Annotated in this window: 19 protein-coding genes; 4 read left to right on the top strand and 15 right to left on the bottom strand. The window is 65.2% G+C overall.

Annotation, left to right across the window (positions count from 1 at the left end):
- Positions 1-57: 57 nt before the first annotated feature.
- From Hhyl6_RS19575 to Hhyl6_RS19555, 5 genes are all read right to left on the bottom strand, one after another.
- A complete protein-coding gene (locus tag Hhyl6_RS19575; RefSeq protein WP_483740935.1) occupies positions 58-1,056 on the bottom strand; it encodes a DUF1616 domain-containing protein in 999 nt (332 codons plus the stop codon).
- Between the two features lie 106 nt (positions 1,057-1,162).
- Positions 1,163-2,080, bottom strand: a complete 918-nt coding sequence (locus Hhyl6_RS19570; protein WP_483740934.1) for a glycosyltransferase family 2 protein — start codon at positions 2,078-2,080, stop codon at positions 1,163-1,165.
- 60 nt (positions 2,081-2,140) lie between these two features.
- Positions 2,141-3,604: a pectate lyase family protein gene (locus tag Hhyl6_RS19565; protein WP_483740933.1), complete on the bottom strand. Its 1,464-nt coding sequence runs from the start codon at positions 3,602-3,604 to the stop codon at positions 2,141-2,143.
- A 127-nt stretch (positions 3,605-3,731) separates the two neighbouring features.
- Entirely contained in the window at positions 3,732-6,191 is a 2,460-nt protein-coding gene (locus tag Hhyl6_RS19560) for an oligosaccharide flippase family protein (RefSeq protein WP_483740932.1), read from the bottom strand.
- Between the two features lie 228 nt (positions 6,192-6,419).
- On the bottom strand, positions 6,420-7,349 hold the full coding sequence (locus Hhyl6_RS19555; protein WP_483740931.1) for an alkaline phosphatase family protein: 930 nt from the start codon (positions 7,347-7,349) through the stop codon (positions 6,420-6,422).
- 554 nt (positions 7,350-7,903) lie between these two features.
- On the opposite strand from Hhyl6_RS19555, the gene Hhyl6_RS19550 reads away from it, so the two are divergent.
- Complete coding sequence (locus Hhyl6_RS19550) at positions 7,904-9,361, top strand: hypothetical protein (RefSeq protein ID WP_483740930.1); 1,458 nt, start codon at positions 7,904-7,906, stop codon at positions 9,359-9,361.
- A gap of 153 nt (positions 9,362-9,514) precedes the next feature.
- Complete coding sequence (locus tag Hhyl6_RS19545) at positions 9,515-11,311, top strand: hypothetical protein (RefSeq protein ID WP_483740929.1); 1,797 nt, start codon at positions 9,515-9,517, stop codon at positions 11,309-11,311.
- 41 nt (positions 11,312-11,352) lie between these two features.
- Here Hhyl6_RS19545 and Hhyl6_RS19540 read toward each other — a convergent pair whose 3' ends face one another.
- The 5 genes from Hhyl6_RS19540 to Hhyl6_RS19520 form a co-directional block, all read right to left on the bottom strand.
- Positions 11,353-12,828, bottom strand: coding sequence for a right-handed parallel beta-helix repeat-containing protein (locus Hhyl6_RS19540; RefSeq protein WP_483740928.1), 1,476 nt, complete (start codon positions 12,826-12,828; stop codon positions 11,353-11,355).
- A 466-nt stretch (positions 12,829-13,294) separates the two neighbouring features.
- Positions 13,295-14,089: a helix-turn-helix domain-containing protein gene (locus Hhyl6_RS19535; protein ID WP_483740927.1), complete on the bottom strand. Its 795-nt coding sequence runs from the start codon at positions 14,087-14,089 to the stop codon at positions 13,295-13,297.
- A gap of 206 nt (positions 14,090-14,295) precedes the next feature.
- On the bottom strand, positions 14,296-15,147 hold the full coding sequence (locus Hhyl6_RS19530) for a phosphatase PAP2 family protein (RefSeq protein WP_483740926.1): 852 nt from the start codon (positions 15,145-15,147) through the stop codon (positions 14,296-14,298).
- A gap of 2 nt (positions 15,148-15,149) precedes the next feature.
- Positions 15,150-17,030 (bottom strand): ABC transporter substrate-binding protein, encoded by a 1,881-nt coding sequence (locus Hhyl6_RS19525; protein WP_483740925.1) that lies wholly within the window; start codon positions 17,028-17,030, stop codon positions 15,150-15,152.
- A 179-nt stretch (positions 17,031-17,209) separates the two neighbouring features.
- Positions 17,210-18,526: a hypothetical protein gene (locus tag Hhyl6_RS19520; RefSeq protein ID WP_483740924.1), complete on the bottom strand. Its 1,317-nt coding sequence runs from the start codon at positions 18,524-18,526 to the stop codon at positions 17,210-17,212.
- Positions 18,527-18,766: 240 nt separating this feature from the next.
- Here Hhyl6_RS19520 and Hhyl6_RS19515 point away from each other — a divergent pair, with 240 nt between their 5' ends.
- Together Hhyl6_RS19515 and Hhyl6_RS19510 are read left to right on the top strand one after the other, a co-directional pair.
- Positions 18,767-20,155, top strand: a complete 1,389-nt coding sequence (locus Hhyl6_RS19515) for an aryl-sulfate sulfotransferase (protein WP_483740923.1) — start codon at positions 18,767-18,769, stop codon at positions 20,153-20,155.
- Between the two features lie 3 nt (positions 20,156-20,158).
- Positions 20,159-21,799, top strand: coding sequence for an ArnT family glycosyltransferase (locus Hhyl6_RS19510; protein WP_483740922.1), 1,641 nt, complete (start codon positions 20,159-20,161; stop codon positions 21,797-21,799).
- 297 nt (positions 21,800-22,096) lie between these two features.
- Here the strand turns inward: Hhyl6_RS19510 and Hhyl6_RS19505 are convergent, their stop codons facing one another.
- The 5 genes from Hhyl6_RS19505 to Hhyl6_RS19485 are packed head-to-tail and all read right to left on the bottom strand — an operon-like array spanning position 22,097 to position 26,125.
- Complete coding sequence (locus Hhyl6_RS19505; protein WP_483740921.1) at positions 22,097-22,537, bottom strand: PTS fructose transporter subunit IIB; 441 nt, start codon at positions 22,535-22,537, stop codon at positions 22,097-22,099.
- A complete protein-coding gene (gene ptsP, locus Hhyl6_RS19500; RefSeq protein ID WP_483740920.1) occupies positions 22,534-24,219 on the bottom strand; it encodes a phosphoenolpyruvate--protein phosphotransferase in 1,686 nt (561 codons plus the stop codon). The genes Hhyl6_RS19505 and ptsP overlap by 4 nt, the downstream gene beginning before the upstream one ends.
- Before the next feature lie 2 nt (positions 24,220-24,221).
- Positions 24,222-24,500, bottom strand: a complete 279-nt coding sequence (locus tag Hhyl6_RS19495; RefSeq protein ID WP_483740919.1) for an HPr family phosphocarrier protein — start codon at positions 24,498-24,500, stop codon at positions 24,222-24,224.
- Positions 24,497-24,973: a PTS sugar transporter subunit IIA gene (locus Hhyl6_RS19490; RefSeq protein ID WP_483740918.1), complete on the bottom strand. Its 477-nt coding sequence runs from the start codon at positions 24,971-24,973 to the stop codon at positions 24,497-24,499. The genes Hhyl6_RS19495 and Hhyl6_RS19490 overlap by 4 nt, the downstream gene beginning before the upstream one ends.
- Before the next feature lie 39 nt (positions 24,974-25,012).
- Positions 25,013-26,125 (bottom strand): PTS fructose transporter subunit IIC, encoded by a 1,113-nt coding sequence (locus Hhyl6_RS19485; RefSeq protein WP_483740917.1) that lies wholly within the window; start codon positions 26,123-26,125, stop codon positions 25,013-25,015.
- Between the last annotated feature and the right edge of the window lie 118 nt (positions 26,126-26,243).

The raw sequence follows: 26,243 nt of genomic DNA, 5'->3' as shown, positions 1-26,243 counted from the left end.
TGCATCAGTCGCTACGGCCGCACAGTGAGGTGCAGATATCGTCATGGTTTTGCGAGGTCAGGCGACGGTGATCGGGAGTCTGAGCGTGTCGTAAGCGCTGTCGGTACTTGGATTCGCCGGTGCGTCGCCCTGGTAGAGATACACCATCATCCGCAGGTCCGACCCGCGCATCGAAGGTGACACTTGGAAGTTCATCGTCGCAGTTTCACCGTGGTCCAGCGTGGCCCGTTTACTGCCGACGCGACTGCTCTCTATCACCTGCGCGTCGTTGCCGGTGCCGTTCGTCCGCTGTATCTGGACCACCGCCTCGTACCGCGTCTGCTCGTGTTCTTGGTTGGTGACGTTGACCGACAGCGTGCGCGTCTCCCCCGAGACGAACTGCGAGGGGTACATAGACTGGGTGTCCCCGGTGACGTTGTCGGTGTTGACGTAGAACTCGGTGAAACCGCCGGCCTGCGGCGGGTTCACTGCGGCGTACCCGACGCTCGACACGAGGAGGAGGAGGCTCACGCCTAACGCGATGTTGAACACTCGCCGTCGGCTATCGCCGGTTCCGAACGCGTTCCCCGCGTCGGAGTACGTCAGGTTCGAGACGACCTGCGAGAACTGCGGCGTGTAGCGTCGCTCCGCTGGGAGCCGGTAGCGCCGAATCAGACCGCCGATGGTGAACAGTAGCGTGAGGCCGGTGAGGCCGAACAGGATGGGCAACAGGGTGATTCCCCACGGGGTGAAGTTCGCGACCAGCGCGACGACCGGGACGATGACTATCGTCGCGACCACCGCGAAGACGAACCGTTCGAGCGGGTCCACTCCTTCCTTGGTCGGGAGGGGGTTTCGCAACCCGCGTTCGTTCTCGTCGAACGTGCGCACGGCGTGGTTGCCGACCGTCGGGTACAGGAGCGAGACGAAGGCGTATCCGGGCAGGACGGTTACGAGCGGGACGACAACAGCCGTCCTGACGACGCCGGTTATCCCCGACGCCACTGTGAGGACGGCCAATCCCGTCAGGAACGCGACCAGCGAGAGGTCGACGTACCAGCGGTCCAGTGGTGACATTGCTACGTCGTACTACCCCCGGTGGCCTTATTATCCGGCGAATAAGCGACCCGCCGGCGATTCGGGCGACCGGGACGAGAGCTGACCGTGTGACACTTGCTCGTGCCTACGCCGAACTTGCCGTGTGCTTCAGGCCGGACCCGGCGCTCCAGAGGACCCCCGGGACGTGGCGCGGTTCGAGGCGGGCGTTCTCGAGGTACTTCGCGGCGTCGAGGAACGCGCCCTCCTGTAAGTAGAGTTTCGTCAGGAGGAGGTCGTGGGCGGCCTGTACGTTGTAGCCGTCCCGTTCGGCGGCCCGGACCAGCGACGCGTGCTTCGTGATGAACTGCTCGTCGGCGCGTTCGACCGTCTCAGCCGGCGGCGACCCGGTCTCGTGGCGCGTCACGAGCGGTCGGTCGACGTACCCGAGGTAGCCCTCTTGGATGACGCGCAGGAGGAAGTCGGGGTCTTGGAACCGGTCGAGCGTCTCGTCGAACCCGTCTATCGCTCGCGCAACCTCCGTCTCGACGAGGAGCGTCGACCCCGCGCCGGAGTGGAGGTAATCGGCGAGTATCTCGCCGGATAGTTCCTTTCCGCCCTCCTTGGGCCGGTCGTCGTCGTCGGCCATCGAGAGGAGGGAGGCCGCCGACGACAACAAGTGCCCCATCGTCCCGTCGAGGTCGTACTGGAAGTCACAGTAGACCGCGACGCACTCCGGGGGGGCCGACTCGTAGCGGGCCAGTTGCCGGCCCAATTTCTCCGGGTGCCACTCGTCGTCCGAGTCGAGGAACGCGATGAACTCCCCGTTCGCGTGTTCGATACCGGTGTTGCGGGCGACGTTTGCGCCCTTGTTCGTCCCGTGAGTGATGACTCGCACGCGCTCGTCGTCGTACGAGTCGAGTAGCGTGAGCGTCCCGTCGTCGGACCCGTCGTCGACGACGACCAGTTCGAAGTCCTCGTACGTCTGTGCGAGGACGCTGTCTACCGCGCGTGGCAGGACGTCAGAGCGATTGTACGTCGGGATGACGACGCTGACTGTCGGCATATCCGACGTGATGCCCCACGGGGTGTTTATTACCCGCTGGGTAAGCGGCCGCCTCCGGCCTCAGTACGTCGTTCCGGTGACGACGACGTCGCTCCCGCCCGCGTCTACGATACCGTCGGGCAGTTCGTTGTTCTTGATGCGAACCGAGTTGGCGCCGGAACCGATGCGGATGGACTCGTCGCCGCTGTAGGAGTCGAGGTAGTTGTCCTCTATCCAGATGTCGTCGCCGTTGGCACTCACGGGACGGTCCGAGGTCCTGATGCGACACTGGTAGACGGTGTAGTCCTCGCCGAGGAGTGCGAGGCCGCGCCGCTTCTGGCCGCCCCACTGGTCGACCGTCAGGTCACGGAACTCGCAGTTGTCCCGCTCACACCGGACGGCGTGGCGCAAGTTGTCGCCCTCCGCCCCGCCGCCGATGCGGCTGTTCTGGACGACGACGCCGCCCCCGTCTCCGAGGAACCGGAGCGCGTTCGCGCTACAGTCGAGGTCGACGTCCACGTTGACGAGGGACGTCGGGCCGGCCCCCGACTGGACGAGGACACCCGAGGCCGGAATGTCCGCGATGTCGATGTCCGTATCGGTGATGCTCGTCTGGCCGACGTCGCCCTGTATCTGAATCGCGTCGCCGTTCGGCGCCGAGAGGTCGACGTCCACGTCCCGAACTTCGACCTGGTCTGCGTAGTCGAACCGCATCGGAATCTGGGCGAGGTAGTACGGCGACTGCTGGTCGGTGACGAAATCCGCGCCGACGACGGTGGCGCGGTCCGCACCGATACGGACGTTCACCGGGCCGTTGTTCTGGAACAGGCCCTTGACGACCGAGACGGACCCGTTGCCGGTCACGTACACCCCGTTGTCCGGATAGTTTCGGACGATGCAGTGCTCCAGTCGGAGCGCCCCCTGATGCTTGTTGATGAGCATCCCGGTCGGTCCGCGCCAGAGGTCACCCGGCGTCTCGGACTGCCAGTCGGCACCGTCGGAGATTCGGAAGCCGTTGATGTGCCCGCTCCCGTCGGAGTCGGTGATGCGGAACAGCGCCGGCCCCCACGTCCCGCTGTCGTGTCGTCCGACGATGTCGATGTTCTTCACCTCCAGCCCGTCGGCCGCGCTCACGTGGAACGCCCGGATGCCGGTGTCCTCGGCTCGCTGGTCCACGTCGAAGCTCTTGATGGTGACGTCACGCGCGGGGTCGTAGTGCGTGCCCAGTCGGAACAGGCGATACTGCGGGCCGTCGAAGTCGTGGTAGTTCGCCGGAACCAGCGTCGCGTCGTCGCCGACGAGGCCGACGTTCGAGACGCCCGAGTCCCGGACCTGCTCGTCCATGTAGTACCGGCCTGACGGGAACCGCAGAAGGGTGTCGTCGTCGATGACGTCCTGCAGAACGTTACTCACCGATTCGTCCCCGCTCGGGTCCGCCCCCGCGTCAGTTACGTCGATTACTGTGCGATATTCGTCGTCTATCGTGTCCGCTGTTGCTGTGCCGACGATGCCTGAAGCAGCGACCCCCGCGCCTACCGTCTGCATAAAGGACCGCCTACTGATTCGTGCTGCCGCTAAGTCGTTGGGTTGCACAGGCGGGGCCAAGGCGGGGGGTAATTTTATTATACAGCACCATAGCGGTTATTAACTATCTGTTTTCAGATATTTCGTCTCATTCACTCGGACCCCGTCGTCGACTCCGCCCGAGCAACACTGCACTAAGTGCCGTCGAGGCCAGCGCGGAGAACGGGACGAACCCGAACGCCATCCCTTTCAGACTGAGAAGACCGTCGTCTGTCGTCGTCTCGGTCGACGTGGGACTCGTGGTCGTCGCAGTGGACGTCTCGGTCGTGTCCGACGTGGACATCGTGGTGGAGGTGTTGTCCGACGTCGTGGTCGAGGTAGTCGTCGCCGAGGTGGTCGTCTCCGAGGTGGTCGTCGTAGTCGTCGAGGTGGACGTGGTCGACGTCTCAGTCGAAGTTGCCGTCTGGGTCTCCGTCGGGTCGTCGAAGAAGCCACCGTCTCCGTCGTCCGTCGTGGTCGTCTCCGTCTGGGTCTCGCTCGGCGTCTGCGTCTCGGTCGTGGTGGTCGTCTCCGTCTGGGTCTCCGTCTCGGTCTCGGTCGTGGTGGTCGTCTCCGTCTCGGTCTCCGTCGGGTCGTCGTCGAAGAAGCCACCGTCGCCGTCGTCCGTCTGGGTCGGCGTCGACGTCTGCGTCGTCCCTGTGGACCCACCGTCGTTCGCGTCGGTGGACGTACCCGTGCCGGTGGACGTGTCCGTCTGCGTGGCTTGGGTTGTTCCACCGCCGCCGGTGGTCTCGCTCGCTTGCCCCCCCGTCGGAGACTGCGTCGCGGTGCCAGTCGAGGAGGACTGGTCGCTGTTCGTCGGGGACTGACTATTGTTCGGCGTCGCGGTTGTCTGGGCCGGCGTCTCAGTGGCGTTGCCGCCACCGCCCGGCATCTCGACTGCACTGCCGTCGGACACCATGTCCACGACGGCGATACCCGTCCCGGACGCGAACAGGAGGAGACCGACCAGTAGCAACCAGAACTGCCCGCCGTCCGGTATCAAGTCAGACATGGCGACGTTACTCACCCGCCTGTCCAGGCGCTGGACGTTGCTCCCGATTGGGTCGGGGAACGCCGACAGTAGGTCCACGCACTCCCTGAGTTCGAGCGCCCCCGTGAGGAAGGCGAAGGTGAGAAAGACCCCGAGGCCGACCGGCGGGACGATTGCGAGTTGGACGGCCCCCTCGGGCAGGAACCCCGGCACCGACGCAATCGGATTCGCGGCGAGGTACCGCGGCAGGTACAGAATCGGCCCGGCGGCCAGCAGGACCGTCAGGGCGATTCTGGACAGGCGCGCGTCCGCCAGCGGGTCGAAGTCGAGTTTGCGCGAACTCCAGATGTGGAAGAGGAACATCGACGCGTACCCGATGCTCGTCGCGACTGCGGCACCGCTCATCCCGTAGCGCGGGATGAGCAGGTAGTTGAGCGTCAGGTTGAGGACGGCCGCCGACCCGGTGGCGATGACCGAGTACCGAAGCGTCCCGTGACCCTCCTCGATGGCGATGGTGGGCCGGACGGCGGCGAAGCCGAGCGCACCCGGCAGGAGCAACAGGAGCGGCGTCACCGCCGGCGCCGCCTTGGCCCCCCAGTAGAGGGGCACGACGATGTTGGCGAGCGACGCCAGTCCGAGCGCCATCACGGTTGTCAACAGGAGGGTGTAGCGCGTCGTCCGCGAGGCGAGACTCGCGATCCGGTCGGTCCGGTCCTGTGACCACAATTCCGATGTCGAGTGTACGTAAACTGTCTGAAGTGTCATGGGTACGAACCAGAGGAACTCCGCGAGCGTGAGCGCGGTCTTGTAGTTGCCCACCTGTGCGCTCCCGGCCTGCGACTGGAGCATGATGATGTCGACGTGGTACAGCGACATCTGGAACACCGTCAGGGCCACTGCCATCGTGTTGTAGGTCAGCATCCGCTTCCGAGGTAGTTCGGACCCCGCCGGCACGAGCAACGAGCGAATCGACACCCGTCTGACGACCATCCCCACGCCGATGACGGCGACCACCGCCGTCCCGAGTATCTGTCCAGACAGCGCACCGAGGACGCCGTAGCCGAAGTGGACGAGTGCGAGCGCCGCGGCCGCGAAGGTCACGTGGTAGAGGACCTTCAGCGGTTCCGAGTACCGCTCCAGACCGAAGCCCATGAGCGTCCGCCGGGCATAGGCCCAGAACTGGGCGGCGACCACCATGAGTACCATGAGTTTGAAGTACCGCTCGAACTCCGGCGAGAAGTACCACGAGACGAGGCCCAGACGCACGGCACCGAGATACCCCGCCGCGCCAGCCAGCCCCAACAGCGTCGCCATGCGGAAGTAGAAGCCGACGACGTTGTCCTCCCATCCGCTGAGCGACCTGTCCTCGGCGACGAACTTGCGGACGCCGTTCGTGATGCCCGAACTCACGAATATCATGAACAGGGCGTGGATGGACATCACCGTCGTGTACTCGCCGAACTGTGACGGTCCGAGCATTCGATACAACAGCGGCATCGTCACCAGCGTGACGAGCAGCGTCAGCACTTTCCCGGAGACGACCGAGAGGACGCCGCTCAAGATATTTCGTCGCATATGGGTTGTCGTATGGTCGTGTCAGTGTGCCCGCCGCTCCCGTCGCCGCCTCGTCGCTGTCCAGAGTGCGACTGATGGCCGGGGCGGACGAGCGAGACATAGGCACTGAGCTCCTGTCTCGACCCATCGCACCCTCGGGTGTTTATTATAGAGCCGGTAAGTGTCGGCATCCGACGCGACGACGTGGAGGGCGGGGCTACCCGACGAATCCGTCGGGAGAGGGCGTTCTCAAGCGTACCCTAGGTCGCGGAGGCGCTCCTCGACGACGTCGGTGTCGACGTCTTCGGTGTCCGTGGCCGACGCCTCGCCGGCCACGACGTCCTTGCGCGGCCCCTCGTCGTGGACGTGCCACGGAATCTTCGTCAGTTCCTCCGTGTGGATGCCCGAGGGGTGGCCGTACTCGCGCATCGGCAGCGGGAACGCGCGCTCGCCGAACATCTCGCCGTGGTCGGCGCTCACCACCGTCTTCCCGGTGAGAGAGTCGAACAGGCGCTCGACGCTCGGAACGACGGCCTCCAGATTCTCCCGGTAGGCCTTCCGGAGGACGTGCTCGTCGATGTCGACTTCCCCGTTCATCACGCGGTTGAAGAAGTCCAGCGAGTCGTTGTCGAAGTGTTCCTGCCCCGTCGGACCGATGTAGGGGTAGTGAGGCTGGAGGAAGTGGACGAGCAGTCGCTTGTTGGGATACTTCTCGGCCGCGCGCTCGGTCGCGTCCGCGACCGTCTCGGGCCGGACGGTGCGGAACGTCTCGTCCCACCCGTCCTCCTGCCAAATCTCGACGACGTCGTGGAAGTCGACCGAGACGAAGTCCCGGTCGCTCTTGCGGTAGTGCTGGGGGTTCGCCGTCACGTAGACGGTGTCGGTCAGGTCGCGGCCGTCGAGATACTTGGCGAGGAACTCGATGGTCGAACTCGACTTCGAGTGGCGCGACTCCAGACGCCCCGGGAGGTCGACCACGTCGGCGAACGTGTCGTACCGGCACGCGTCGAGGAGGAGGAGGTTGTCCCAGTCCTCCTCGAAGAAGTCGACGCGGTCCGTGCTGTCGAGGTACTGGTGGTGCATGTCGAAGTACATCTCGTTCAGTCGGCGGACGACGAGATGCGGTTCGCGGACGCCCCGGCGAATCTGGGACGAGAGGGATGAGCGTGGCCGTTCCATGGTGCCTCCACGTAGCGGTACAGCCCCCTATATTATGCGCCTGATAGTGTCCATGACCCACAATCGACGTTCGTGGACAGTTTTCACAGGCGAATCGAGAAGGATGGCTAGCGGATTCCAGCGAGGAGATAGCGGCCGACAGCGAGGCGACCAGAGCCTTCCGCGCCCCGGCGTCGAGATATCCCGTCGAGAGGGCATCCAGATATCAACTTTGATACCGTTGCTGTCTGCGGCTTTTTATTTATTCGACCCGATTTGAGGGGCAGTAATGCAAATTTTTGCGCTTTTTCCGACCTTCAGTCTCGTGCCACCCCATCCGAATATCAATCTTGATTCTTAGCAACCAGATAATGAATACCAGAAAGCAGGAATAGTCGGTTATGTCGTCAGATGAAAATAATAAGTCGGAGAACATGGGCGGGCAACCATCCGAAGGGTTAGAGACGACCAGACGAACGTTGATGGGCGGTCTGGGCGGTTTGACCTCGATGCTCGCGGGATGCAGCGGTTCCGGGGAAGTGTTCAACTCGATACCGTCGGACGGGCCCAAGCGAATGCAGTCGTCCAGCGTCGCCAAGGAGTTCGACGGCGACGTGGACTTCAACGGGAACGACATACTGGACGTCGGCACTATCCGAGGCGGCGCCGAAATCGAAGGGGCGTCCATCGATAGCTGGAACGTGGTGGACGTGAGCGAACTCGGCGCCGAACCCGGCTCTGACACCGACCTCGGTGCGGTCATCGACGACCACTTCGACCGGGACGACGTCTCCAGTGCCGTCTACTTCCTGCCCGAGGGCACGTACACGTGGAACACTCCCGTCACGTCCCGGTCGTTCGAGGGGTTCGGCATCGTCGGGAAGCCACAGGCCCGAGTCCGGTGTACGAACACCGACATGCCGTACTTCATCAGTCTCGGCACCGACACGGCGAACAACGCCGACATCTTCATCGCGCGCAACGTCACGTTCGACGTCCAGAAGCAGAACGTGGCCGCCTCCGCGATTCTGGCCTCCGTCGACGAGTATCTCGAAATCGATAACTGCGAACTCGACGGCCGACTCGACCGCATCGTCCCGCCGTTCTACTCGTTCGTTCCCACCCTCCTGACCGAGAGCGGGCAGGGGTACGTCTCCGTCACCATGACCGACGGGAGTTTCTTCGACCCCGGTCTGAGCGAACAGTCCCACCCGATGGGGCTGGCAATCGAACGCGCTCACAAGGGTTATCTCATCGTCGAGAACAGCGACATCGCGGGGTTCATCAACAACGGCATCTACTCCGCCGGCCACAACGGGAAAGTCGCGATACGGAACACCACTGTGAAGAACTGCGGCGCTGGGATGCTCCGTCTGGGCGACGGCGACTACGCCTACAAGTGCAAACTCGTCAACGACGACGCCGAGGACCGGGGCTACTCCTACGCCGCCCTCTGGGTGACGAACGCCGAACACGCCGTCGCCGACAGCATCGAAATCGTCTCCCGGCAACGGACGCCCTCCGAGTTGGTCCGAGTGAACTCCGACGTCGACCACTGCACCCTCTCGAACATCGACATCGAGAGCGAGGCGAACCAGTACCTCTGTGAGTTCACCGGCAGCGGCCAAACCACCGGACAGGTCGTCGCGGCAAACTGGACGATAGGGGACACCGGGAGTGCCCAGTCGAACGCGCAACTCGGTCGTATCGCCCGTCCGAACGTCGTGCTGGAGAACTGGGACGTCACTATCGACCCGGCCGGCGACGGCAAACGTCACGGCCTCATCATCGACGCCCCGTGGGTCGACGTCAACGGCTGTAAGTTCGACCACACCGACAACGGGTTCGACCTCCTCCTGGACGACGGCGCGGACTTTCTCAGACTCAAAAACTGCGACTTCCAGCGCGGCGAACTCTTCCAGTACGGCAGAGCGACGACGGAGAACGCCATCGTCGTCGACAACAGGTTCATGGACGGGACCACGCTGGCCGGTGAGCAGGTGAACTGGACGACCAGAGGGCCGGGCTTCTAGTCGGGGCCCGACGGAGTCACGTCCGACCGGCGGGGAAAGCGTAGCCCGAGCGGGGAGAGATGAGAGTGCCTTCTCCGGGCGCTCTGACCACTTAATTTCGCATTTAGCGATACTCTGTGAATAACAAGAACTACGTTTGCCGTCGTATGGTACATGTCATCTAACCACAATGATGACGGTGGCGAACCCGAACAGCGACAGGATGGCGACGGCGGACGGACGCGGCGGGAGGTGCTGACGCTCGCGGGACTGGTCGGACTGCCATGGTTGGCTGGTACCGGGCGCGCACGGGACCACTCGGCGTCGCTCGGGTCATCCATCCTCGACGGCGACCTGAATCTGAACCGGAACAGCATCCTGAACGTGGGGACTATCGGAATGAACGCCGACCGGCCGGCCCTCCAGACGCCGGGAACCGGGGACGCCTGCATCGAAATCTGGGACGCGGCCGCGGACGACTGGTCCGTGCGCGCGACGGAAGGGACGCCCGGCACCCCGGGTGCCGTCGAGTTCAACGCCCCACTCAGGGGACCGACGGCCGACGGACGCACCGCGCCGTCCCTCGACGTGGAGGGGACTGTCGCCACCGGCGGCCTCTCGGTCGATAGCTGGCAGGTCGTGGACGTGCGGGAACAGGGCATCGAACCCGGGTCGGACGCCGACCTCGGGGCGTTCATCCAGCGCCACGCGGCCCGCGAGGACGTCTCTGGCGTCGTCTATCACCTGCCCGACGGGACGTACACGTGGAACACGCCCGTCACGCTTCGCTCGTTCGACACCTTCGGCATCGTCGGCAAACCGCGGGCCCGAGTCCGCTGTACGAACCCCGAGATGCCGCAGTTCCTCGACCTCGGGACTGGAACGCCGGGTGACGCGGGCGCGTTCGTGGCTCGCAACCTCACCTTCGACGTGCGGACGGAGAACGTGGCCGCCGCGGCGATTATCGCGGCCGTCGACGACTCGCTGGAGATAGCCAACTGCACGCTCTCGGGGGAACTCGACCGCGTGGTCCCACCGTTTTACTCCATCGCGCCCGCGTTGGTGACCGAGAGTGGGCGGGGGTACGTCTCCGTCACGATGCCGGACGGGAGCTTCTACGACCCGAACCGCACGGAGCAAGAACACCCGATGGGGTTGGCCATCGAGCGACACCACCGGGGGTATCTCGTCATCGAGAACAGCGACATCGCGGGGTTCATCAACAACGGCATCTACTCCGCTGGCCACAACGGGAAAGTCGCGATACGGAACACGAGCGTCACGAACTGCGGGGCCGGCATGCTCCGTCTGGGCGACGGCGACTACGCCTACAAGTGCCATCTGGTCAACGACGACGCCGAGGACCGCGGCTACTCCTACGCCGCCCTCTGGGTCACCGACGCGAGTCACGCCGTCGCCGACAGCATCGAAATCGTCGCCAGACAGGCCACGCCATCGGAACTGGTCCGCGTGAACGACGACGTCGACCACTGCACCCTCTCGAACGTCGTCGTCGAGAGCCACGCGAACCAGCACGTCTGTTCGTTCACCGGCGACGACGACAGCCTCGGACAGGTTGTCGCCGCGAACTGGACGGTGACCGACACCGGGAGCGCCCAGTCGAACGCTCACCTCGGACGAATCAGCCGGCCGAACGTCGTGCTGGAGAACTGGGACGTCACCATCGACCCAACCGACGGTGGGAAGCGGCACGGCCTCGTCGTCGACGCCCCGTGGGTCGACGTCCGTAACTGTTCGTTCCGGCACGAAGACGGCGGGTTGGCCCTCCTCTTGGACGACGGGGCCGACTATCTCAGGCTCAAGAACTGCGACTTCAAGCGCGGCCGCCTCTACCAGTACGAACGAGCGTCGACGGACGGCGTCATCGTCGCGGACAACCGGTTCGTCGACGGCGTGTCGCTATCGGGACAGCAACAGAATTGGACCGCTAGAGGGCCGGAGTTCCAGTGAAAAGGGGTACCAAGTAGACTCGAGGTGCTCTGTGACGGGTTTTAGTACTCGTTCCCGAGGGTCTTGAGGCCGTCACAGCCGTGGTCTTTGATGCCGTTACGGAGCGTGTTGTGCTTGAGGTAGACGTCGGCGCTCTCGGGGTAGAGACAGTAGGCCTCGTCGCCGCCGTAGGACTTGGCGTAGATGTCCTCGACGTGCGTGCCGGTCCCGAGGTCGATTATCGGGTACTCGGCGGCGAGGTAGTCGCCCTTGTAAATCGTGACGTTGTCGCCCGTGTTCACGATGGCGCGGCGGTCCGTCCCACCGGGCTGGTCGACGTTGACCGCACCGAAGCGGACGTCGTCACGGTCACAGCGGATGGCGGCCTTCGCCGTCTCGTCGCCGACGGACCCGACGAAGTCGACGTACTCCAGTAGCACCTGTCCGGTGTTGTCGCCGTCGTTGATTTCGATGCCGAATCCGCCGGGCGTGTCCATCTCGACGCGCGACCCGACGATAGTCACCTCACCACAGTCCGGCGCGGTGACGATGCCGTTGGTAACCTCGTCGCCCCCGATGTAGACGTCGGCGTTCTGTATCCACGCCGACGTGCAGGTGCCCATCACGGAGATGCCGAAACTGTTCGGGAGCGGGGCCGTGTTGCGGACGGTGACGTCCTCGACGCGGATGTCGTGACCCTTCTCGACACGGATTGCACGGTGGGCCTCGTCCTGCGGGCGGTTCTGGTCGACGACCACGGTGGCGCCCGTGATGCTGCTGCCGTCTCCGCCGACGCGCAGACACGCGGCGTTGCTGTTCGAATAGTGTCCGCCCTCGACCTTGATGACGCCGTCCCCGCCGGAGGCGTAGAGACCGTTGTCCGGGAAGGCCCCGACGACGCAGTTACGGAAGGTGAGAGTCCCGCTGTTGGAGTTTGCCAGCAGACCCGTCGGGCCGCGCCAGATGTTGCCCGCGTTCGGCGTCTCGTCCTCCCACGCGCCGCCGTCGGGGACTTCGAACCCCTCGACGAGGCCGCTCCCGTTGGGGTCGGAGATGGCGAAGCGACCCGGCCCCCACGTGCCGCTGTCGTGTTCGCCGTGGACGGTGATGTTCCGGACTTCGAGGCCGTCCTCGACGACGGTTTCGATGACGCGGATACCTGTGTCCGGCGCCGTCTGGTCGACGTCGAATCCGTCGAAGACGAGTCGGTTCCCGGGGCTGTACCCTACACCCAGTCGGAACAGGCGATACTGCGGCCCGTCGAAGTGGTGGTAATCGGCCGGGACGAGCGTCGCGTCGTTCCCGACGAGACCGAACTTCTCGAAGCCCGTGAACCGGACCTGCTCGTCCATGTAGTACTCGCCCGGGGGGAAGACGAGCAGCGTGTCGTCGCCGCGGTGCCGGCGGATGACGTCGACGACAGATTCGTTTCCGGTGTTGTCTGCGCCCGCTTCGACCACGTCGATGACGGTACCGAACTCCTCCATGTACTGGTCGAGTCGGTCCGAGGTGGTCGCCGCGCTGGCACGTCCGGCCATAGATGTGAGTACGCCTCCAACGGCAGTAGTGGCGATACCTTGAAGCAGTTTGCGGCGTCCCAGCGTCGTTCGGCCGGGGTCGGTTCGTCCGGCGCTGGATGGGGTCTGTTCGTCGGCAACGTTTGCAGAGTCGGAGTCACTTGGCACGGTGAATCTACCTACATCTCTCGCCCGAGCAGAGAATAGGATTCTCCTGTCCGATTACACGTATTAAGTACGCTCTAATTATTTGTTAATAGAGTAAACATCGATTCGGCGTTTCGATATGCCATCGTTAAGGATAGTTTAAAATCCCATTAAAGAGCGCGAGATGCCAGAAATCGGCGTTTTCGGGGAGTTTGACTTTTCAATGAACGAGACGGCAATCTTCCCCTGTTTTGCCGATGCGCGCGGAACCAAACGCGATACTAAGTACCATCGTTATCAGCAGTGACAAACACAGACGCACCCTAACTGCAGACTGCCGTCAGTTCGCTTCGGTGTCTAGCTGTTCTTCGATGAGTCGGTTGGTGGCCCGCCGGAGTCGCTGCGAGACGGCCGACGGGGAGATACCGAGTTCCTCGGCGAGTTCCGATTGGGAGATGGCGCGGGGAACGTCGAAATACCCCGCTTCGTGCGCCTGTTTGAGGGCGTCCCACTGCTCCGGGGTCAACCCCGCACGGCGCCAGTTTGACCCACCCTCGTCCCAACACAGCCGGCGCAATCTGAACGAGATGTCGTTGTCGGCGCAGTACGAGCGGAACGCCAGAAACGCCTCTCGGGAGCGAAACTGTGAACGGATTTCCCACTCGCCGTTCGACCCTTGCACGTCGAGTACGCGCGCACCGACACGGGTCAACAGCGGCGAGACGGTGATGCAGTCCTCGCCGAAGGCCCCTCGGTAACAACGGCTGTCGGCAGAACCGCTGATTCGCAACAGTTCGGTGATGCTCTCGTCTGCTTCGAGGACGCGTTCGAACTCCGCGACGCCGTCGCCGACGACCGAGAACACGAGAATGGTCGCGGCGCCGTCCGCCGCTACCTGTTCGGGCGTGACGGTCACGGACGGCACTCGTTTCGTCGCGGCCGTGAGCGCGATGTCCGGGTGCGAGAGCGTGAAGTCCCCGCAGATAGTTCGGAGCGTGGGATTCCGGTCGGTGTCGGCGTCGGTTCCGCCGTCAGAGCCAGTCGTGGTCGGAGTGGTGCCCAGCAGAGTCGCGTCGTTAATCTTTCCGCTCGTCGTGGTCCCAATATCGGGAATGTTCGCGGCCCGGTCCTCCATACCGGGTTGGTGGCTAATTTCAGGTAAGTTGGTTTCTGCTACGTATGTAGTTACCAGCTCTGACCCATTTATCATCATAGTCAGTGCCCAGTATCCACGGCCGTATTCACAGACATACACTGAAAACGCAGATTCCAGCCTCTCTCTGTCGGTTCGAGTGTCGGCCGGAGACGGTCACCCACACGCGCTCTCAGCGAGAGGGCGGGTCAGTCGTTGCGTCGGTCGGCGACCAGTACGCGCACCTTATCGGGGAGGAACGTCTCGAGGCGCGGCAAGTCGTAGTATCGGTCGGCGACGCGAACGCTGAACACCGCCAGTAGCGCCCCAGCGACGACGTCGATGGCCCAGTGGATACCGAGGTACATCGTCGAAATCACGACGAGTCCGGCCAGTACCGTCGACAGAGTGTACCATCGAGGGTACACGTCCCGGGTCCGGCGCGCTAACAGGGCGACGGTGACCGATACCGAGGTGTGCAGCGACGGGAACGCGTTCGTGTTGGTGTTGACGGTACTCGTCAGTATCTGTGACTGCGGGTACGTGGCGTACAGCAGTTCCTCGACGGTACCGGGCAGTAGGTTCCGCGGCCCGAAAGAGATAAACAGCGTGTAAAAGACGAGTCCGACGGCGTAGTTGAGCGCATACGCCACGAGCGTCCGCTGTATGGGCCGGCGGTCGCCTAAGAGTAGGTATGCGACGACGGGGAACGACGCGAGGAATACGTACCCGTACAGGTAGACGAACGAGAAGAACACCGTCAGCGCTGGCGTCGCCACCGTCTGGACCAACGCGACGAAGTCGCCTTCGACGGCGTAGATGAGGCCAGTGATGTTCCACCCTATCAGCCACGAAATCTCCTGTCCGAGGTGGCGGAAGATGCGGTTCAGCAGGAGTACGCCGACGAGGACCGAGAGGTGCGGCGCAATCTCTCGGAGGCGTCGACGGGGGTCAGCGAGCGCCCTCGCTGCGCGGTTCCGGTCGACGATGACGACGCCCGCGACCGCGAGCATCAGGGCCACGCTACCTAGCAACTTCCCGACGAACTCGAGTAACACCATCGTCAGGTCACCACCAGTTGCTCACCGTCGTAGCGATAGCCCGCGGCGCGGAACCGGTCACGTGCCTGTTCGACGTCGAGTCGCCCGTTCGTCCCCATGAACGGTGTCACCGGGTCGGAACCCTCCCAGGCCAAGTCGTCGGCCAGCGAGGCGTGGCGGGCCAGTGGACTCGTCGCCGGGTCCGCGTACCCCTCGAAGAGTTGCTCGGCGAAATGCCCCTTGTCGAGTAGCCGAGCGACCGTCCGACGGAACGACGGGTCGTCGAGCGGTGGTCGACGTGCGTTGTACCCGACGTGGTAGAACGTGCGCGACGGGTACACGGAGAGGTCCAGCGACCGGTCCTGCCCGATCGTCGAGATGCTCGACGGGAACACGCCCAGCGCATTGCCCTCGGCATCCCCGTTCTGGAGCAACGAGACCGCGGCCTCGGCGGACGGTGCCCGTCGGAAGGTCAGCGCTTCGTAGTCGATACCGCCGGCGAACGGCCGGAGATGTGAGGCCGTCGCGTCCTCGAGGAAGTGGTCCTCGAACGGTTCGAGGCGGAGGGATTCCTGTGCTTGCAGTCGGGTGACTCGGAGCGGCCCACTCCCGACCGGGTCCCGATTGTTCCAGACGACGGCGTGTGTGACCGTCCGGTCGGTGTCGATTCCGCCCACGATAGCGCGCCCCGTCTTTTCCTCCCAGACGTGTGCCGGGAGAATCGGGACGGTGAGCGCTCGGAGCGCGACTGCACGACTGACCGACTCGAACGACAACCGAACCGTCCTGTCGTCGAGTGCCTCTGCGTCGGCCACGAGGGCAGAGCGACCGCTGAAGCGCGGGGCCGGGACGGGTTCCTCGAGATTCCCCAGCGACGTGTCCGAGAGGAACTGAAACGTGAACGCGACGTCGTCTGCGTCGAGTGGTTCGCCGTCGTGCCATACGGCGTCCTCTCGGAGAGAGACGTCGAGGGTGCCGTCGGCCGGGAACGACCCGCTCCACGACCACGACTCGGCCAACCACGGGCGTACGCGGCCGTCGATACGGTGGCCCAGCGAGTCGTAGACGAGACTGGTAATCACGCCGTCGTCGCGGGCCGATGCCGAGAGGGGGTTGAGGTTCTTCAACCCCCGGACGTCGGTCAGGGTCATACGGATGCCCGTCCGCGCCTCAGTGTCCGTCGCCGTCTCCGTCTCGGTGGTCGTCGCCGTCGTCTCGTTGCTCGGCACCGCGTCCCGCGCGAGGGCCGAGTCCGCCTCGGCTTGTGAGAGCGACAGATAGCCGAGTTTGGAGTGGACGCTCGTGGCGTCGTAACCCAGTTCCAGCGTCGAATCGTGCCCCCGGAGTTCGTCGACGAACGCGACGACGCTGAGGGGTTGTCGCCCCGCGACTCGCCGCTGCAGTGTCGCCAGCGTCTGCCGCCGTCGCCCGCCGCGCTGTCGGCGCTGACGTTCGAGGAGAGCGTCGATTTCGGCGTCCTCGAAGCCGAACGGGTTGCACCACCCGGCGTCCGCCGCGTACCGGGAGTGAAGCAGTGGCCGGAGGAAATCGGGGTCGTTCCGTTCGGGGAACGGTGCGACGTAGATGTCGAAGTGCTGGTTCAACAGGACGTCGCGCAACAGCGTCTCCTTGCGCGTGGGGACGACAGTCGCCGCTACCCCGACGGCGCTCAGGTTCTCGGTGAGGAACCGAGCGATTCGCATGGCCCTCGCGTCGGCGTCGGCCGGCGGTGCCTTGACACTCAGCGCGAGTTGTTCGCCCGGGTCACAGGAGTTGAACGGGCAGTCGTCGCCGAGACATCCACCGAGGAGGCCGGCGGTTCCCGACGCGAACAGACCGAGGGCTCGGCGCCGGGTGAGCGTCTCAGGTCGGTCTGTCCCGCTCGCAGAGTCGTCAGCTATCATGAGTCGGTAGTGCGTAGTCAGATGTCGAGCCGCCCCAGGGCTGGAGACGAGAGACAAAGACAGCTCGGCGGACCGTGAGGTCGGAGGGGAGCGTACGCATTGGGTACGTAGACACGGTACGTCTCCGGACTTTATTATCCCCTAAATAAGCGCACGTAGCGCTCCCCAATTCCGGAACGTCAGCGACCCAACAACGGCCAGACGAGCATTCCGACCCAGATGGCCATTCCGACGGTCCAGTAGCGATGGCGTGTCATCCGTTCGGCCGACCAGCGGGTTCCTCCTGCCCCGATGAGTCCAAGTCCGAACAGGAGGACGAGACGCTGAATAAGCGCGCCATAGGGTACGACTGTCAGGCCGAGGTAGGCGTAATCCAGCATTATACCCGTGCCGAACCCGACGACGGTGACGGTAAAGCCGTCCGTCGCCCTGAGCATCCGCCCGAACAGCGCCGCGGCCAGCGGTAACCCGGCGACGAGCAACACGTAGAACGGGCCGCCGACGACTTCCGGCGGCGCGCGCGGGAACGCCCGTTCGGCGGCGATGGCGCCGGTCCGAACCACGAGCGGCAACAGCGCCGTCGACGCGAACAGCGCGACGTGGTAGCCGGAGAGCCGACTCTCGCGTAACTGGTCGAGATACTCGCGGGCCTCCGACGCGGCCGCGGTGAGCGTGATGGCCACGAGACCGACGAGCGGCGCAATCCCCGCTAACTGACCGGGTGCCGACGGCGGCGACTGGTCGAGTCGCGGACCGCGGGTCACGCGCTCTCGGAGTTCGATGACCGTGACCCACCCGTCCGCGTCGATGGCCCCGCCGTTGCCCCACCGCTCGCGGCGCATCTCTTTGATGACGCCCGTCCCGAGGAAGTCCCGCTCCAGATAGTGCTGTGAGCGGCTGAGACTGCTCACGTCGTGTTTCAGCCGGAACCAGTCCCAGTACTCGTAGTGCGCCTGAATCGCCGTCCACCGCTCGCCCCCCGACCCGCTCTCGTACAGTCGGAGGTGGTGACGTGAGCCGAAGTACGTACCGTCGTGGAGTTGGTACGTCGCGTCCGCCCAGCGGCTGGACGTGTTCGACATGGTGAACGTGTACCGCTCCGACCCGGTCGACTCGCCCCAGTAGACGCCGGTCCCGTTGATGGAGACGTTCGCCCGCTGGGAAGCACCCGTTTGCCAGGTCTCTGCGGTCTGGTTCCAGTACAGGCGCTGTTGGCCGCCTGGTGTCGACGCGAGGAGACGACGGACCGTCGTGGCGTCGGCGTGGACGATAGCGTTGATAGGGAGCGTCGCTTGACTGAACGACCGACCGCGACTCGTGTAGGGCCACAGTCTCGACCCATCGTCCGGGTCCGGCGTGACGAGTCCGACGTCCGAGACGGTCTTCTCCTCTGATGGACCGCGTTGGACGAGCGGCGACGCCGGGGCGAGGACCGAGAGCGCAACGAGCGCTAGAACTACGACGACGACGGTCCGGGACCGCTCGTGCAGTTCCATCGTGTGTGATACGTCCTCTAGGTGTGGTTATTATATTTCCGCTAATCACGAGCGGGTATCTTTCCGGTCGGCTTAACGTGGGCTTGCCCGAACCCGAGCGACTGAGTTGGTGTCAGAACTAGGGGGCTCACCCGCACTCTCCTGTCCGATATCGGTAAGCGACTCCACAGAATCCAACCGCAGTCACTCGAATCTCTTACTGTCCATATAATAAATTAGCAGGGCCTCTACCGTCCGATAGTGAACGGTCTGAAATCTGGTCTGCGACTGCTGTTCGTCTGCCTTCTCCTCACGGCTAGTGCGACGGTGGTGTCAGGGTTCGCCACGTCTGAGCGAACCTCCTCCGACCGCCTCGCCGAGGGGAACACCGTCGCCGAAGAGCGCGAGGGCGTGACGGTGATAGCGACTGACTCCAACGCGTGGCTCGGACAGGGCAGAGAAGGGCCGCGTGCGAAAGCCGAACTGTTCGCCGTCGGTCCGGAAGGAGAGGTCCTGTACTACAACGATTCACACACCCGCTACTGGGACGTCGACCCCGTCCCCGGGACGGAGATGACCGTCGAGTACGTCGCCGCCGACCACCTCTCGCCGGAGGAGTGTGGCGGTGACACCGTGTGTACGCGCAACGTCGTGGAGCGGGTCAACCTCTCGACCGGTGAGACGGAACGCGTCTTCGGGCGGGTCACCGAGGGGAAACACTCGACCCGCTGGCACGACGCCGACCGCATCGACGAGGACCACATCGTCGTCGCGGACATCGCCAAGGACCGCGTGTTCGTCGTGAACACCACCACCGGACTGACGACGTGGGCGTGGAGCGCACAGAGCGCGTTCCCCGTCGACGAATCGGGTGGTCCCTACCCGGAGGACTGGACCCACATCAACGACGTCGAAGTCCTCGATGACGGTCGTATCATGGTCAGCGTCCGCAATCACGACCAAGTCGTCTTCCTCGACCGAGAGACCGGCCTCATCGAGAACCAGACGCTGGGCTCCGACGGCAACCACGAGGTGCTGTACGAACAGCACAACCCCGACTACATCCCGCGGTCCAACGGCGGCCCGGCGGCCCTCGTTGCGGACTCGGAGAACAGCCGTCTCGTCGAGTACCAGCGGACCGACGGCGAGTGGGGGCGCTCGTGGACGTGGCAGGACGGCCGCCTCCAGTGGCCGCGTGACGCCGACCGACTTCCGAACGGGCACACCCTCGTCACGGACTCGAACGGGAACCGCGTGTTCGAACTCGACCGGAACGGCGACGTGGTGTGGTCGCTCGACGTGGCGTTCCCGTACGAGGCCGAGCGACTCGGCACCGGCGACGAGAGCACCGGCGGACCGAGCGCGGAGCAGGCCGGCCTGCCGAGTGCCACCGCGGACGGTGACGGCGAGTCCGAGTCCGCCAGCGGGGCCAACGCGTTCGGTACCGTCTACGGCGCCATCAAGGGGCTGGTCGGTAGTACCGTCGTCAACGCCGTCATATACGTCCTCCCCGTCTGGGTCGGCGGCCCGGAACTGGCCGCACTCGTCGTGGCCGTCGGTACCGTCCTCGTCTGGGCGGGCACGGAACTGTACTGGTCCCCGTGGCGGCCTACGGCCCACAAGCGCCTCAATCTGGAGTGGAGGGACTGAACGATGGCGAGCGACGGGGCACCAGACGAGCCAGTCCGGTCCGACGGTGGCGTAGGGAGAGAATCGACCGCCGAGCGCCTCGCCAATCGGCTCCAGCGAGTCGGCACCGGCAACGAGGACCTGCGACTACTCGCTGCGGTCCTCACCGTGGGTGCCCTCGTCTACGTGACCTATCTCGCGACCCACGACTACCCGGCTTACGGCGCGGGCCTGTATCTGGAAATCGCCGACCAGATTCGCGCCCACGGCTACGCGCTCCCCGAGCGGATTCCGGGGTACACGCAGGCCGGCGTGCCGTTCGCGTACCCGCCGTTGATGTTCTACGTCGCAGCGGTCATCCGTGACCTGACCGGTATCGGTCCCATCGCGTACGCCCGGTACGTTCCCGGGCTGCTCGTGTTGCTGTACCTGATACCGTACTACTTCGTCGCACGCGACTTGCTGGCCTCGCCGCGCCGGGCGGCCGTCGCCAGCGCCCTGTTCGCGGTGACGCCGGCCGCGCTCCAGTGGCACCTCTCGGCGGGCGGCATCGTCCGCGCGATGGGCCTGTTGCTGGTGCTCACCGGCACCTACGTCGGCCTCCAGTTGTTCCGCCACGGTGACCGACGGTGGCTGGTTCCGGGCGTGCTCTGTTTCGGACTGACGGTGCTGACCCACCCGACGTACACCGTCGTCTTCGGTCTGACGTACCTCCTGCTGTTCGCCTGCTTCGACCGGTCGCTCACGGGACTCGTGGCCGGCGCCGCCGTCGCCAGCGGCGGCCTCCTCCTCGCGGCCCCCTGGTGGCTGGAAGTCGTCCAGCACCACGGCGTCGGCATCTTCACTGCCGCCGCGGGGACCCACTCCGGACTGGGCGGCGGCGCGACCCGCCTGCTCTCCGAGTTCGTCTACCCCGTCGACATCGACAGCGAGTCGGTGTTCTACCTCGGCGCCTACGCGGGGACGGCCTACGCGCTGTACCGCCGTCGGTGGTTCCTCCCGGCGTGGTTGCTCGGGCTCGGCTACATCGTCGGAAAACCGCGGTTCCAGTTCCTCGCGGGGTCGATGCTGACGGTCGTCCTCCTCGCCGACGTGGTCGTCCCGCGCGTCCAGCGCTCCGAGTTCGCCGCGAACCGACGGCGGGTCGTCGGTGTCCTCACGGCCGTCGTCGTCGTGTTGGCGGCGATGGGGCTCGGGACTGCCTTCGCCGCCAGCGCGTTGGACTCCCACGCGGGGAGTACGACGATGCCGCCGTTCATGGACGAGTCCGACGAGATGGCGATGTCGTGGGCGGAGCACAACACGGACCCGTCCAGTTCCTTCGTCGTCCTCGGCGACGCCGCCGAGTGGTTCCCCCTGCTCACCGACCGCACTATCCTCGTCGGCCCGTGGGGGGTGGAGTGGACCACACCGGAACGGTACCAGTCGCAACTGGAGTTGTACGAGTCCATCTCGGAGTGCGAGGACGCCGCGTGTGTGTCCGACCACCTCCAGTCGTCGGGCCACTCTCCGGACTACGTCTACGTTCCGAAGGGCCACTACGCAATTCGGGGGATGGACTACACGCAGAGCGAGCAGATGCGCCCCTCGATGGTCGCCTCCGACCGCTACGAGATGGTGTACGAGAACGAGGGCGTCATGGTGTTCCGCGTGACGTCGTCGTGACCGGCTGGCGGAATTCGTCCCACACGACTCTCTGCACTGACTAACTGCCATTTGGCCACTTTCGACGGGCCTGCACGCAGAGCTCGAGTCGCAAACTCGTCTCGTTCGCCTCTTGGCACCATTCGTAAGTGAAAATGACTATTTCTCCCCAATAAACGAGCATACGAGCCCAATATAGCCATCCTAACCCATATAATATCGACACTTCCCATATTGTACCTATACTTTTCTAAAAGTAGAGGTAAATAATCCCATCCAATCTTATCCTGCGACGTTTCCGGAGGCGAAAACGGCGACTTATCTGAGCAGACGCTTGATTCGGTTGACGAGGCTCTTCTCCCGGTCGCCGCCGCGGCGGACGTTCTCGGACCCGCCGTCGTCGGTCGTCTCGTCGGCGCTGTCGCCAGCGCCGGACGTGTCGACGTCGGCGTCGCCGCCGGCGGCCTCGACGGCCTCGGCGATGAGGCTCTCGACGTCGTTGACGGCGTCCTTGACGGTGCCTTTCACGACCGGGACGTCGTCGAACCGGTCGCGGCTGACCGCGGTGTCGGCCGCGATGATGACGGCGTCGGCCGCCTCGATGTCGGCCGCGGAGAGTTCGTTCTCCGCGCCCATCGCGCCCTGGACCTCGACGGAGATGTCGTGGCCCTGTTCGGTTGCCGTCTGTTCTAGGTTCTCGGCTGCCATCTGGCTGTGTGCGATACCGGTCGGACAGGATGTGACTGCGACGAATTTCATTGGTCTATGGTGTCGGTGACTGCGCTGCGCGTTGCGGCGGTCCGGGCGCGGTCGGCGCGCTCGGCCGCGGTGCTGTACTCCGTCTCGCCGACGACGGTTTTCACGTCGGGAATCGTGACGGCGCTCATCGACAGTTCGTCGAGGCCGAGGCCGACGAGCAGTTCGGTCAGGTCGGGGTCGCCGGCCATCTCGCCGCACATACCGACCCACGCGTCCTCCGCGTGGGCCGCCTCGGCGGTCCGGTGGATGGCCCGCAGGACGCTCGGATACGTCGGGTCGTGTAAGTCGCCGACGCGTTCGTTCTCGCGGTCGGCGGCCATCACGTACTGTGTCAGGTCGTTCGTCCCGATGGAGAGGAAGTCGACCCGAGCGGCCAGTTCGCGCGCCGCGAAGACGGCGCTCGGCGTCTCGACCATCACGCCGACGGACGGACGCTCGAACTCGACGCCCCGGTCCGCTACGTCCGCGGCCGCCTCGTCGAGGGCGTCCAGCGCCGCGTCGAGTTCCGCGACGGAGGCGACCAGCGGGAACATGACCGCGAGGTCCCCCTCACCGTCTGCGGCCGCCCGCAAGAGGGCGCGGAGTTGCGTCGTGAACAGGTCCGTGTCCGGGCCGAGCGAGCGTCGGACCCCTCGCTCGCCGAGGAACGGGTTCTCCTCCTCGGGCAGGTCCAAATACGGGATGCGCTTGTCGCCGCCGATGTCCAGCGTCCGAACGACGACGCGCCCCTCGGGGAACGTATCGAGGGCCTCGCGGACGGCCTCGTACTGTTCGTCCTCGGACGGCGGCGTCTCCCGGTCGAGAAAGAGGAACTCCGTCCGGAACAGGCCCACGCCGTTCGCGCCGCGGTCGGCGGCGGCCTGCAGTTCCGCCGGTCGGCCGACGTTCGCCGCGACTTCGATTTCGCGGCCGTCGGTCGTCTCGACGGCGTCCTCGACGACTTCGGTACCGGAATCACCGGCGGCGTCCTCGCGTTCGTCCTCGTCGGGACCGACGAGGACGGTGCCGGCGTCGCCGTCCACGACGACGTCGGTACCCTCCTCTACGTCCTCCAGCGATTCGCCGACGCCGACGACGGCCGGGAGCGCGAGCGAGCGAGCGAAGATGGCGGCGTGGGACGTCCGACCGCCGGTCACCGTGGCGAACCCCGCGACCCTGTCGGGGTCGAGTTGCGCGGTGTCGCTCGGCGTCAGGCGTTCGGCGAGGACGACGCTCCCCTCCGGGAGCGACCCGATGTCGACGTGGTCGCCGTCGGTCAGGACGCGGAGCAGTCGGTCACGCACGTCTCGGAGGTCGTCGGCCCGTTCGGCCATCCGGCCGTCCATCCCCTCGAACTGCTCGATGTGGGCGCCGAACGCCGAGTCGACGGCGTTGGGCGCCGGGGTGTCGTCCGCGATGGCCGTCTCGACGGCGTCCTCGATGGTGGGGTCTTCGAGGAACTGGATGTGGGCGTCGAACACCGCCGCCTCGTCCTCGCCGACGTGTTCGGCGGTGGACTCGCGCTCCGCTTCGAGTTCGGCACGGGCCGTATCGACGGCCTCGGCGAACCGCTGACGCTCCGTCGGGACGTCGACGTCCGTCTCGTCGGGGTCCGGAAGCGAGATGTCCTGGCCGTACCAGACGACCGTGCCGACGCCGGACCGGGGGGTCGCGCCGGTTCCCTGCAGGGTGCGTTCGGCCATCGTCAGGCGTCCAGTTCCGCCTCGGGTGTGGTCAGTATCCGTTCGAGTTCGTCGAGGACCGCCTCGGCGTCGGCCCCCTCGGCGACCAAGTGGACCTCGTCGCCCTCGGCCAGTCCGAGGCTCGTGACGGCTATCATGCTCTGGGCCTGCACCGGGTCTTCGCCGGGGCGGCCGACAGAGACGTCGGCTTCGTGGTCGGTGACCGCCTCAACGAACGCCGACGCGGGCCGGGCGTGGAGGCCCGCCTCCGGCACGAGCGTGACCGTGCGTTCGACGCTCATGCGATGGCCTCCCGAAGCGTCTCCTGGACGGCGTCCTCGTCGTCGGCCTCGTGGAGTCGCTCGCGGATGTCGTCGTGCATCAGCGCGCGGGAGAGGGAGCTGAGGATGTCGAGGTGCTCCTCGCCGCCGGACTCCGGCACGAGTATCATGAAGATGAGGGTGGCCGGTTCGTCGTCCATCGCGCCGAAGTCGACGCCCGAGTCCGAGCGGACGAACGCCAGCGACGGGCGTGTGACGGCGTCTGTCTTCGCGTGGGGGATGCCGATGCCCATGCCGACGCCAGTGGTCGTCTCGGCCTCGCGGGCCAGCAGCGCGTCCAGCGCCGTCTGGCGGTCCTCGACGCGGTCGGCGTCGACCAGCAGGTCGAGCAGGTGTTCGATGCACGCCTGCTTCTCGGCGGGCGGGTCCGCCAGCGAGATGTGTTCGGTCGGAATCAGTTCGTCGACGTCGTCTCGTGGTATCGCATCAGACATTGTGTGTACTCTCAGGTGGTGGTGTAGTCGGTGGTAGCGTCAGTCGTTGGTCGGCTGAGCGTTCGACGCGGTCCCCTCCTCGGCGATGCGGTCCTCGAAGTCCGGTTTGATGACCGTCGCGACGGCGGCCGTCACCAGCGACCCCAGCAGGATGCACCCGACGAAGGCGAGGGGCTTGTTCGACAGGAGGACGACGAAGATACCGCCGTGGGGGGCGGGCATCGTCACGCCCATCGACATGGACGCGGCGCCGCCGACGGCGCTCCCAGCGACGATGGCCGGGATGACACGGAGCGGGTCGGCCGCGCCGTACGGGATGGCTCCCTCCGTGATGAAGGAGGCCCCGAGGACGAGGCCGCTCTTTGCGTTCTCGTACATCTCGGCCGCGTACTTGTGCGGGGCGATGAAGTTCGACAGCGCGAGGCCGATGGGCGGGACCATCCCGCCAATCATCACTGCGGCCATCGGCGCGTAGATGCCTTCGGTGATGAGGCCGGTTGCGAAGACGTAGGCGACCTTGTTGACCGGGCCGCCCATGTCGAAGGCCATCATCCCGCCGAGGATGAGGCCGACGACGATGGCCTGTCCGCCGCGCATCGTCTCGAGGAACGTGGTCAGCGACTGGTTGGCGATGGCGACGGGGACGCCCAGTACGAACAGCATAAGCGGCGTAAGCACGGCCATCGTCGCCACGGGGATGATGAGGACTGGCATCATCGGCTGGATGAACTCCGGGACGTCGAGGTTCTTGAACCAGCGGGCGACGTAACCAGTCAGCAGGCCGGCGACGATAGCTCCGAGATACCCTGCACCCGCGCCGCCCCCGGAGATGCCGATGACGCCCGCGGCCTGTTCGATGACGGACCCCTGCTGGAGGATGTACGCCAGCAGGAACCCGGGCGCCAGTCCGGGGCGGTCCGCGATGGCGTACGCGATGTACCCACCGAGGATGGGCACCATGATGGTGAGGCCGGCGACGCCAATTTGGGCGAGGAACCAGCCGGCCGACCCGGTGTTCTCGAAGACTGTCTGTGTGTCCCCCACCGCGTACGCGACGGCGAGGAAGATTCCCCCGATGGTGACGAAGGGAATCATGAACGATACGCCCGTCATGAGGTCCTCTTTCACAGAGGTGACGTGAGCGCGGAGCATACGCGCTGGTCCAGTGCTTGCTGACATGGTGAACGACACCGCGAGCTACATAGATGATTGTAGATAAATGGTATCGTTCGTGATTGTTTTTGCCCCAATGTGACTGTTATCCTGCCTC

Source organism: Haloarcula sp. H-hyl6, from assembly GCF_056934455.1.
Note: the sequence above shows the minus strand (reverse complement) of the source record. Positions and strands in the feature narration are given on the sequence as shown.

Coding starts and splice junctions, on each gene's coding strand:
- Hhyl6_RS19495 (WP_483740919.1), bottom strand. CDS start 24,500: ATGAGCGTCGAACGCACGGTCACGCTCGTGCCGGAGGCGGGCCTCCAC.
- Hhyl6_RS19485 (WP_483740917.1), bottom strand. CDS start 26,125: ATGCTCCGCGCTCACGTCACCTCTGTGAAAGAGGACCTCATGACGGGC.
- Hhyl6_RS19530 (WP_483740926.1), bottom strand. CDS start 15,147: ATGGTGTTACTCGAGTTCGTCGGGAAGTTGCTAGGTAGCGTGGCCCTG.
- Hhyl6_RS19520 (WP_483740924.1), bottom strand. CDS start 18,526: ATGGAACTGCACGAGCGGTCCCGGACCGTCGTCGTCGTAGTTCTAGCG.
- Hhyl6_RS19490 (WP_483740918.1), bottom strand. CDS start 24,973: ATGTCTGATGCGATACCACGAGACGACGTCGACGAACTGATTCCGACC.
- Hhyl6_RS19525 (WP_483740925.1), bottom strand. CDS start 17,030: ATGATAGCTGACGACTCTGCGAGCGGGACAGACCGACCTGAGACGCTC.
- Hhyl6_RS19555 (WP_483740931.1), bottom strand. CDS start 7,349: ATGGAACGGCCACGCTCATCCCTCTCGTCCCAGATTCGCCGGGGCGTC.
- Hhyl6_RS19565 (WP_483740933.1), bottom strand. CDS start 3,604: ATGCAGACGGTAGGCGCGGGGGTCGCTGCTTCAGGCATCGTCGGCACA.
- Hhyl6_RS19575 (WP_483740935.1), bottom strand. CDS start 1,056: ATGTCACCACTGGACCGCTGGTACGTCGACCTCTCGCTGGTCGCGTTC.
- Hhyl6_RS19560 (WP_483740932.1), bottom strand. CDS start 6,191: ATGCGACGAAATATCTTGAGCGGCGTCCTCTCGGTCGTCTCCGGGAAA.
- Hhyl6_RS19540 (WP_483740928.1), bottom strand. CDS start 12,828: ATGGCCGGACGTGCCAGCGCGGCGACCACCTCGGACCGACTCGACCAG.
- Hhyl6_RS19545 (WP_483740929.1), top strand. CDS start 9,515: ATGTCATCTAACCACAATGATGACGGTGGCGAACCCGAACAGCGACAG.
- Hhyl6_RS19510 (WP_483740922.1), top strand. CDS start 20,159: ATGGCGAGCGACGGGGCACCAGACGAGCCAGTCCGGTCCGACGGTGGC.
- ptsP (WP_483740920.1), bottom strand. CDS start 24,219: ATGGCCGAACGCACCCTGCAGGGAACCGGCGCGACCCCCCGGTCCGGC.
- Hhyl6_RS19505 (WP_483740921.1), bottom strand. CDS start 22,537: ATGAAATTCGTCGCAGTCACATCCTGTCCGACCGGTATCGCACACAGC.
- Hhyl6_RS19535 (WP_483740927.1), bottom strand. CDS start 14,089: ATGGAGGACCGGGCCGCGAACATTCCCGATATTGGGACCACGACGAGC.
- Hhyl6_RS19570 (WP_483740934.1), bottom strand. CDS start 2,080: ATGCCGACAGTCAGCGTCGTCATCCCGACGTACAATCGCTCTGACGTC.
- Hhyl6_RS19550 (WP_483740930.1), top strand. CDS start 7,904: ATGCAGTCGTCCAGCGTCGCCAAGGAGTTCGACGGCGACGTGGACTTC.